Genomic DNA, 9,977 nt, shown 5'->3' with positions numbered 1-9,977 from the left:
TTCCATTGGCACTGCTGTCATCTCCTATGCCGCCGTCAAAATTATACTCTGCATAGACGCCGTCTACATCTGTTTCTGTGGAATAGGGGTTGGTATTAGGTGCTGTGGATATCCGGGATGCCAATGCATCAATGCTGGCAACGCTGCCCTTTTCCTTGCCGTTTGCCCAGCATTTTTCAGACATCAGAGCAAGGGAATCGAAGAATCGTTTGAATTCATCTGCTTCCGTCATTCCGGTTGCCCTTTTGTCTATATTGTCATTCCATATAGCATAAGCAGCTCCCAGCATCTGCTTGTCTCCGGCTGGAATTGTGGTAAATCCGCCTCTTACCGCTACCCTGTTCGGTGAGAAACTATTAAATATGGAATTCTTATTCAGATAATCCCCGTATGCTCCCCTGCTGCCATCTCCGCTGGGTACCATGTACAGATATTCATCCTGAGTGTTAATCAGGTCATAGCCCATATCATACATTTCTTTCCCATCTGCCCAGTCTCTTGACCAGAGGTTGATCTGCACGTCTTCCACTGCCTCCGGTATAATCTGTGTAACCGGATTGTCTTTTAACCAGGTAAGTCCTCCCCAGAAACGGACGGTATTGGTTTCTTTTACATGGGGAATCAGCTGGTTCAGCAGGTTTCTGTATGCCGTGGTACCCGCTTCAAATTCATCTGCCCCCACATGGACTACCGTCTGGGAATCAAAGGTGCCGTCTTTGGTATAGTCATCAAAGATTCCTTCTGTAAAATCAATTACTTCCTGTTTCGATATATCCAGATGGTCAACTACGGAACGATTTGGCATACGTGGATTCCATCCATTCACCGCATATTCCGGGAACACTTCTGTGATACCCATAGCATGTGCCGGTACATCCAGTTCCGGTACAATATTGACACCATAATTTCTGGAATTCTGAATAAACTCCTGAAACTCCTGTTTGGAATAGTGATAATCATCGGATGCCAGGGTTCTGCCTTCCTCATTTGCAATGGATGACTCTAAACGGAAACCGCTGTAAGCGTCATATGCATCTGCCGGGTCCGGATCACTGCTGTTCTTGTAGTCCTCCAGGAAGATGTAATTATCGCTTAGATGTACCTGGAAATCATTCATTTTGTACCATGACATATTTTTTACAATGTCCTGCAGCATGTCCATGGATACCGGTTTTCGCCCCACATCGTATACGAATCCCCGCACCTTGTATTTGGGATAATCCCGAGCCTCTCCACAGGGCAGTGTATTTCCGCCGCTGCTTAACTTCAACGCCTGAAGAATGGTTCTGGTTGACCAATAAGCCCCCGTAGTATGAATGGCATCTACCAGAACGGATTCACCGATTACCAGGTGATACCCTTCATCCCCCATCATGGTGTCTTCACTGCCAAGCCGGAAATAAAAATCACCTGCTGCCGGCTGCCCGCCTGTCACTACCTCCAATTTTTTACCGGTTATATCCTCCAGATCTTTCTGGAATTCCGTGGCTATGGAAGCAAGTTCCTCTGACGCAATGACAATCCTTGCATGATCAGCCAGCGTAAAGCTCTCTGTACTGTCGCTGTACCATTCGGTGATCTCCGGAATGACCTGCGGCTTTTCATTTCCGGTGCTGTTGTCATGCAATCCCGGGATACTGATGGTATATTCTTCGGTCAGTGTTTCACCACCGGTCAGGTTATTCTTCATTTTCAGGGCAAGTTTTACATCTTTTGCAGTCAGGGGCTTATGTACTGTCAGGTCATCTGCCACAATCTGCTCCAGATCCGCTCCGTTGCTGGTAATGGTAAAGCCTTCTTTGTCGGGAATTTCCACCCGGTTTGTGTCAGGATTATACACAGGTACAACCGGTGTTTCATCCGGAAGCGGCTCGGCATACGCTTCAAATTCCATGACGGATACATTATTCCAGGTAATTACCTGACCATCTCTGTTAGCCCCCTCTGCATTAAACTGGTCAATCAAAAGGCGCAGGTGTTTAGTCTCTACTTTCGTATCAAAGTTAATGATATCCCGGAATTTGCCGGGCAGTTTTGTGAACTCTTTTATATTCGTCCAGTCTGTTCCGTTGTCTGATTTCTGGATACTGTACCTGGTAGCATTTAACCGCTCCCATTCCACTACTACAGAACCAATGGTTTTAACCTCCCCCAGGTCAAAGCTTAGCCATTTCTGCCCATTTGTGGTGGTGCTGGACCAGCGTGTACTCAGGCTGCCGTCATTTGCTTTATTTGCCGAAAAATCTGCTGTTTCATTTCCGCTGGATGCCGCTTTTGTATTCAGTGCCAGATTCTGAAGTCCTGCTTTTTTATTTGCTGACTGTTCGTCTGCTTCTCCTTCTTCCAGCGTTTTATCTTCCGCGTTTGATATATCTTTAGCTTTGGTTTCACCCTCTGTTTTGGTTTCCTCTTCTGTTGTTATCTCACCTTCTGTTTTAGTTCCAGCTTCTGTTGTTGTTTCACCCTCTGTTTTTGCTTCTCCTTCTGTTTTGGAATCCTCTTCCGATTTGGAATCACCTTCCGTTAATGCTTCACGCTCTGTCTGTGCATCCCCCTTCGTTAACGCTTCCCTGTCCGTCTGGTGCCTGGATTCTGTTTCCGGCAGATTCCCATTTGCTTTTGGCTCCCCGATGGCATCTGCACTCCGTGCTGTGTTATGGGATTCCACTGCAGCGTCTTCGGAAACCGGGCTTTCCTGATTAGCCGCTAAAGCATTCACCGGCGGTGCCGCCATTAACATACCCGCTAAAAACATTGACATTCCTCTGTGTACCAATTTCTTTTTCCACATTCTTTTTCTCCCTTTCTACATTGATACAGGCTCTCACCCTTTTATTTCGTGTTACAGCAATTTTAAAATTTGCTCTGGAACAAAAAAACCAAACCCTAAGTATAAAATTTATTTTACTTAAGATTTGGTTTTGCCTGCATTACCAGTAACAATCCACTGTTTATGCAATTGTGAAATCTATATTACTGAAAAATCTTCTATTTGCACAGTATTTTGAACTCATCTGCCACAAACTGAACTTTTGGTCCGATAATAACCTGAACGCTTGTTTTTCCCGGTCTGATGACCCCTGCCACTCCTGCGGACTTAATTTTCTTTTCATTTACTAAAGTATAATCCTTGATTTCCAGTCTCAACCTTGTGATACAGTTATCAATACTGGTAATATTGTCTTTTCCGCCAAGGCCTTCCAGAACAATTTTCGCTACCTGGGTAAAGTCATTATTGGAAAGGGTAACCTCTGCTTCTTCCACATCATCATCTTCACGGCCCGGAGTCTTTAAGTTAAATTTCTTGATTACGAAACGGAAGATTACGTAATAGATCACACCTACCACAATACCAATCGGAATGATCAGCCATGGATTTTCAGCCATTGGAGCTTTGATGCTTAATAACCAGTCTACAAATCCGCCGCTGAACCAGAATCCGGAACGAACAGGGAGCATTGCCACTACAAACATACAAATACCTGCTAAAAGCGCATGTACAAGGTATAATCCAGGAGCCAGGAACATAAATGCAAATTCCAGAGGTTCTGTTACGCCGGTAAAGAATGCACAGAGTGCTGCTGCGAACAATAAACCGTAAGCTGTTTTCTTTTTACTTGGCTTCGCTGTATGGTACATCGCCAGAGCTGCTGCCGGAAGACCGAACATCATGAATGGGAAGAAGCCTGACATATACATACCAGTCTGTCCGTATACGGCTCCGTCAACGGTTCCCCAAAACTTGAATAAATCATTAATGCCTGCAACGTCAAACCAGAATACGGAATTCAACGCATGGTGCAGTCCAAACGGAATTAAAAGCCGGTTGAAGAATCCATAGATACCTGCGCCAATTGGTCCCAGTCCCAGGATGGATTCACCAAATGCTACTAATCCGGAGTATACGATCGGCCATATAAAGAACAGGATCAAACATGCAACCAAAGAGATTACCGCTGTTACAATGGATACACACCGTTTTCCACTGAAGAAAGCCAAAGCATCCGGTAACTTGGTGTTCTTAAATCTATTGTAGCAGGAAGCTCCAATTAAACCGCACAGAATACCGATTGCCTGGTTATTGATCTTGCCAAACGCCGGATTCACGGCTGCAACGTCTATACCGCTTAAAACTGCAACAACTGCCGGAGACAGAATCATCTGGACCATCAGCCAGGATACGATACCGGCAAGCGCCGCCGTACCATCATTATCATCCGCCATACCAAGCGCAACACCAATGGCAAATAAGATTGCCATATTGTCAATCAGTGCACCTCCTGCTTTTACCAGAAAGAATGCAATTACATTTGGATCTCCCTGTCCTGACATAACAGCCGGACTGATCCAATAACCGATACCCATAAGGATACCCGCTGCCGGTAAACAGGCTACCGGAAGCATTAATGATTTGCCTAACCTTTGCAAATACTTCATCATAACTATGAATCTCCTTTCTCTCGCCTTTTCAGACATTTTTTATCTGATCTTGCTCTCCCGCAAGTTCAAATCCACACTATAGTAATAATTGCCCAAGGCACGCTGCTGCTTCTTCTTCATCTGATCCGTCAAAACGAAACAGAATCCGACTGCCATATTTTGCCCCCAGTCCCATCAGTTCCAGTAGGCTTTTGCAGTCTGCCCTTTTATTCCCACACAGAGCCTCAATCTTACATTCATATTTTCTCGCTTCCATAAAAACCCGGGATGCAGGTCTTGCATGTAATCCCAGTAAATCTTTTATTTCATATTCGAACTCCCTCATAGGCACTTTCCTACAGCTCAATAATCGGATCCAGTTCATTTGCATGCATATCCGTGTGGCATTCCATATTCGGATAATCCGATGCATTGCAGATAATTACAGGCGTAATCACTTCGTATCCGTCTTCTATGATGGCTTCAATGTCAAATTCTAAAAGAAGATCACCCGCTTTTACCCGGTCGCCCTGTTTTGCATGTGCTTTGTAATGGACCCCTTTTAAATTTACTGTATCCAGTCCCACATGGACGATGAGTTCAACCCCGGAATCCGTTGTAATACTGACTGCATGAAGCGTTGGAAACAGTACTGTGACTTCTCCGCTTACCGGTGCAACAACCCGTCCTCTCTCGGGAATAATGGCAACGCCTTTTCCCAGAATTTCCTGGCTGAAGGTAGGGTCATTTACTTCACTTAACGGAACAACCTTCCCTTCTACAGGTGCCAAAATCTTTTCTTTGGAACCAAACATCTTTTTTATTGATCCAAACATATGTATTCTCCTCTCTTTTACATTCTCATTCTCTTAATATGTACAGCCAGATAAGCGGTTTCTTCTTCCGTTACATCGTGGCGGTATATCTCTTTGATGTACTCCTTAATCTTTAAACTGCATGCATATTCTTCCGGATACAGCTGCAGGATCAATCGGTTAAATTCACTGTTTTCACTGTTTAACAGTTCTTTTGCGATAATTCTCTGTGCCAGAAATCTCAGATGAGTCACGAAACGCTGATAATTCAGGGACATTTCATCCAGATTCATTCCAAAATATTCTTTTACAATTTTCACAACATTTTGTATCAGGTTCGTAATATCAATCGTATCACGCATTCCGGTATTAAATTCTGCATTTACGATGTGCAGCGCAATGAATCCTGCCTCATCCACAGGCAGGGTTACACCGATCCACCGCTCTATTAATGCAATGGCATATTCCCCAATCAGGTATTCCTCTTTATAAAAAGCCTTTACCTCATGCAATAATGGATTTGTAAATGTCATATTTTCATTAAAACGCTCTATGGCAAAATTAATATGGTCGGTGAGGGTAATGTAGATGTTCTGATTCAACCTTCTGTTCAGGACACTCTTTGCATAAGTAATAATCTCCATAGATGCCTGAATGTGCTTAAGCGGCATATTTTCCAGGAGCTGTTTGAACTTATCCACGGTATTCTGACTGTCCATGCGGAATATTTTCTCAATTTTCTTCTCCTGAATCTCTCTGCCGGGCTTAGTATTGAATCCAATCCCCCGTCCCATCACAATAATTTCTTTCCCATCATCTTCCAGAGCGCTGACAATATTATTGTTAATAATTTTATCTATCTTCATAATTCACTTCACCCCAGAAATAAAAAAAACCAATTTTGTAGTAAGAAAACATAAATTTTTCTTACGTTCAAAATTGGTTTTGCCTGCCTGCCAGTAACAATCCATATGTATTTAATTCGTTTTTAATATAACAAATATACCAAAAATTGTCAACCAAAAATTTAGACTTTTTTTATAAGTTTAGAATTATGTAATATTTCATATGAGTTTTTACTATAAATTCCGATTATTCGACCAAATTAAACAGGCACATTGCATGTATATATGCAATGTGCCCAATTTAAAATTCAGCACTTTTTTATTCACACTGTTTTCTGATAATCATTACATCTCTTCCCCCGATTTCACATTTACCGGATAGCAATTCATCCTTCAGCAAATTCTTATATTGCTGTGTTCCCAGATTCACCCATCCGGTTTTTGTACCATGGTTGATAGCAAACGTAACGTCTCCGTCTTTTCCGGTTCTTGTGGAAAGTTCAATTTCTCCGCCGGTCTCAAACAGCGGCGCCAGGCCCTGTTCTTCACAGATACAGCCCACAAAATCTGACAAAAATGCATCATCCGGTTCGCAGCCCAGATAATATGCTTTCCCTTTTCCCACTTCATTTACCGTTACACAAGCCACTCCTTTGTAAAAATCGTGTCCATATACAGCCAGCGTTTTCGCAGTAGTGGGACGGATGACATCGCATAAAAATCCGGAGGTGTATTTCTCCTGAAGCGGAAGGCTGTTTACGTTTACCAGAATGGAATTCTGCTCATCCGGGAACATGGCGTCGGTTTCTTCCACCCAAAGACCCAGCGTTTCAGAAAGTTCTCCAGGCGCTGCGCCAAAGATACACCGGTCATTTTCATCAGCCACACCGGTCATATAAGTCGCCAGGAAAGTACCACCCTCTGCCGTAAATTGTTGAATTTTCTCAGCCACACCAGGCTTCATCATATACAGCAAAGGAGCCACTACAATCTTATATTTACTCAAATCCGCCGTGACCTTAATGATATCCACCGGGATATTTTTCTCATAAAAGGCTTTATAATATTTATGGACCTGAGCCAGATAATCCATGTCCTGTGTAGGCCCGCTGGTCAGTTCCAGTGCCCACCAACTGTCCCAGTCAAACAGGAATGCTGCTTTTGCATCAATCTTTCCTTCCAGAAATGTATCGCCCAGTTTCTGTAATTCCTGACCAAGTTCTGCTATTTCCCGGTATATTCTGGTATCATCAGTCCCCGCATGGGAAATAACTGCCCCATGGAACTTTTCCTGTCCGCCTACAGACTGTCGCATCTGGAAGAAAAGGCAGGCATCCGCCCCTCTGGCAAGTCCCTGATAGGCAATGGTCCGCACTTCTCCCGGCCTCTTCAGTTTGTTATACGGCTGCCAGTTCTGCTGGTTGGGAGACTGCTCGGCAATAATGTAAGATTCCCCATCCTTTAAAGCCCTCATAATATCATGTTTCAGAGCCGGAAGGCTTCTTTCATCCCTGGGTCCCGGATAATTGTCCCATGCGGCTGAGTCCATATGTTCTACCATTTTAAACTGATTTAACTTTTTAATAAATCCCGAAATATTACTGAAGACAGGAAGATCCGGGGTATATTTCTTCAGAATATCTGCTTCGTTTAAGTAGCATTCCAGGGTAGAATCCGTTACAAATCGCATATAGTCCAGCTGAATTGCCGGATTAAAACGATAATCGTCGTTTAACTCCGTAGGGAGCATAATTTCATCAAAATCATAGACAACGCGTCCCCAGAATGCTGTATTCCATTTATCGTTTAAGTGTTCAATGGTTCCGTAACGTTTTTCTAGCCAAATCCGAAAATGTTTCTGACAATTTTCGCAATAACAATATGTACCATATTCATTTGCCACATGCCATCCTACAAGTCCCGGATACGTATGATAGCGCTTTGCCATCTCTGTTGCAATTGCTGCCGCCCGCTCCCGGTACTTTTCACTATTCACACAGAAGAACACACGCATTCCATGAGTTCTCTTCCGCCCCGCGATATCCACAGGCAGCACTTCCGGGTAATTTTTAGACAGCCACGCCGGCTGAGCCGTAGTGGGCGTTGCCATAATGACATATATTTTATTTTCCCACAGCTTTTTTAAAATCTTATCTAACCATTCAAAATGGTATTCACCTTCCCTGGGCTCGATTTTTGCCCATGCAAACACCGGTAATGTCACAAGATTTATTCCAGCTTTTTTAAATAATTGCATATCTTGTTCTATGGTGGCATCATCCCACTGCTCCGGATTATAATCACCGCCATACAATACAAATGGTGTTTTTTTACTATGCATAATTAATACTTCTCCTTTATTCTCTTTGAATATAAGGATTACTCGCTGATACGTTTTACGCTGCTTCGGGCTACCAGTCTGGTCCCAACTTCCATTTTTACAACGCCCTCCGTATTTTCACTGATCTTCTCAACTATCAGATTCACTGCCGATACTCCGATCTTATGCTTGGGTATCTGAATCGTGGTAAGCGGAGGATCTAACATTTCGGAAAGGGTCATATTATCAAATCCGACTATGGAAATGTCTTCCGGAATCTTATAGCCCAATTCACGGAATACACGCATGGCGCATATTGCTACGATATCATTATCTGCAAAAAATGCCCCCGGCAGATCTTTCTGCTCTTCCAGCTTATGCTTTAACTCACTGTAAACAGCTTCTCCCCCGTCTGTGGCAATCCAGATGATATCCCGTTCATTTAAAGGCAATCCGCATTTTTCCACTGCTCTTTTAAATCCGTAGTAGCGTTCTGTGAAATTGTTCGCGTTTTGGCTAACATGCAAGTAACCAATTCTTTTATGTCCCATTTTAGCAAGATGCTCTACCACCTGATAGACACCCTGCTCATTATTTATAGTTACACAATCAAATTTACGGTGTTCCATATAGTTATCAACCATAACTACCGGAACTTTTAAATCTGTAAAAATCTTAATCTGTTCCTCTGCCATCTCTGTTGCCAGAACCAGCACGCCTTCTACATCCTGCTTCTTGATCTTCTCAGCCTCTTCCAATATCGTATCTTTGTCTGTATAAGATATCATCAGGTTATAGCCTTTAATCTTAATCTGGCTCTCCACACCTTCAATGATTTCCGAAAAAAGCTGGGAAAAATAAGGGGTACTGGCGGGAGCTATGCCATGTTTACGGTAAACCAGGAATAGAATATTCTTTTTCTCCTGAGATTCCGATACAAGCAGCTCCTCATATCCCATATCTTTTACTGCCTTACGTACTTTATTTCTTGTCGCCTCGCTGATTCCAGGTCTGTTGTTCAACACCAGTGATACCGTAGAGGGCGACAAATTCAACATACTTGCCAAATCTTTCACTTTTATCCCCATCATATACCATCCTTTTTTGGATTATAAATTTTTCTAAATATTTATTAAATCTTTATTTAGTTTTATATTATCACTGGTGTTTACTACTTGTCAATGTAAATAACGCAGGTTATTTGACAGAGCCTACCATACCTTCCACAAATGCATTCTGAAGCAGGAAGAATACTAAAATTGTAGGAACCGTTGAAATAATAATTCCCACCATTACCATACCGTAATCCGGTGTAAATCCCGCTGCCAGGTTAGAAACCGTAAGAGGCAGGGTGAACTTGGAGTTGCTCTGCAGCGCAATCAGCGGCCACATATAATTATTCCAGCTTGCCATGAATGAAAAGATTCCTGCTGCCGCATAGGTGGACTTCATCATCGGCATAAAAATTCTTATAAATATTTGTAATTCATTTAACCCGTCTACTCTGGCTGCCTGGATTGTCTCCTGCGGAAATGCATGGGTATTCTGCTTAAAAAAGAAAATCAAAAACGGTGCACC

Annotated in this window: 8 protein-coding genes; all 8 read right to left on the bottom strand. The window is 43.0% G+C overall.

What is annotated here, in order from left to right; all coding sequences use genetic code 11:
• Nucleotides 1-2,791: family 20 glycosylhydrolase (locus tag ACH2DQ_RS28610; protein ID WP_395028763.1), on the bottom strand; the 2,791-nt coding region annotated here is incomplete at its 3' end.
• A gap of 197 nt (nt 2,792-2,988) precedes the next feature.
• Nucleotides 2,989-4,440 (bottom strand): N-acetylglucosamine-specific PTS transporter subunit IIBC, encoded by a 1,452-nt coding sequence (nagE, locus tag ACH2DQ_RS28605; RefSeq protein WP_394913724.1) that lies wholly within the window; start codon nt 4,438-4,440, stop codon nt 2,989-2,991.
• A 76-nt stretch (nt 4,441-4,516) separates the two neighbouring features.
• Nucleotides 4,517-4,765, bottom strand: a complete 249-nt coding sequence (locus ACH2DQ_RS28600; protein ID WP_394913723.1) for an HPr family phosphocarrier protein — start codon at nt 4,763-4,765, stop codon at nt 4,517-4,519.
• A 10-nt stretch (nt 4,766-4,775) separates the two neighbouring features.
• The gene (locus ACH2DQ_RS28595) at nt 4,776-5,255 is read right to left on the bottom strand and encodes a PTS glucose transporter subunit IIA (RefSeq protein WP_394913722.1); all 480 of its coding nucleotides are present in this window, start codon (nt 5,253-5,255) and stop codon (nt 4,776-4,778) included.
• Nucleotides 5,256-5,272: 17 nt separating this feature from the next.
• Nucleotides 5,273-6,100 (bottom strand): BglG family transcription antiterminator LicT, encoded by an 828-nt coding sequence (gene licT / locus ACH2DQ_RS28590; protein WP_394913721.1) that lies wholly within the window; start codon nt 6,098-6,100, stop codon nt 5,273-5,275.
• A 298-nt stretch (nt 6,101-6,398) separates the two neighbouring features.
• Nucleotides 6,399-8,420 carry a beta-galactosidase gene (locus tag ACH2DQ_RS28585; protein WP_394913720.1) on the bottom strand — a complete coding sequence of 674 codons (2,022 nt, stop codon included), beginning with the start codon at nt 8,418-8,420 and terminating at the stop codon, nt 6,399-6,401.
• A gap of 38 nt (nt 8,421-8,458) precedes the next feature.
• On the bottom strand, nt 8,459-9,490 hold the full coding sequence (locus ACH2DQ_RS28580) for a LacI family DNA-binding transcriptional regulator (RefSeq protein WP_394920824.1): 1,032 nt from the start codon (nt 9,488-9,490) through the stop codon (nt 8,459-8,461).
• Nucleotides 9,491-9,596: 106 nt separating this feature from the next.
• Nucleotides 9,597-9,977, bottom strand: a 381-nt coding sequence (locus ACH2DQ_RS28575; RefSeq protein ID WP_395028760.1) for a carbohydrate ABC transporter permease, incomplete at its 5' end; no start/stop codon positions are given.

This window comes from Robinsoniella sp., from assembly GCF_034124845.1.
The sequence above is the reverse complement of the archived record's forward strand: the minus strand, read 5'-3'. Positions and strand labels throughout refer to the sequence as shown.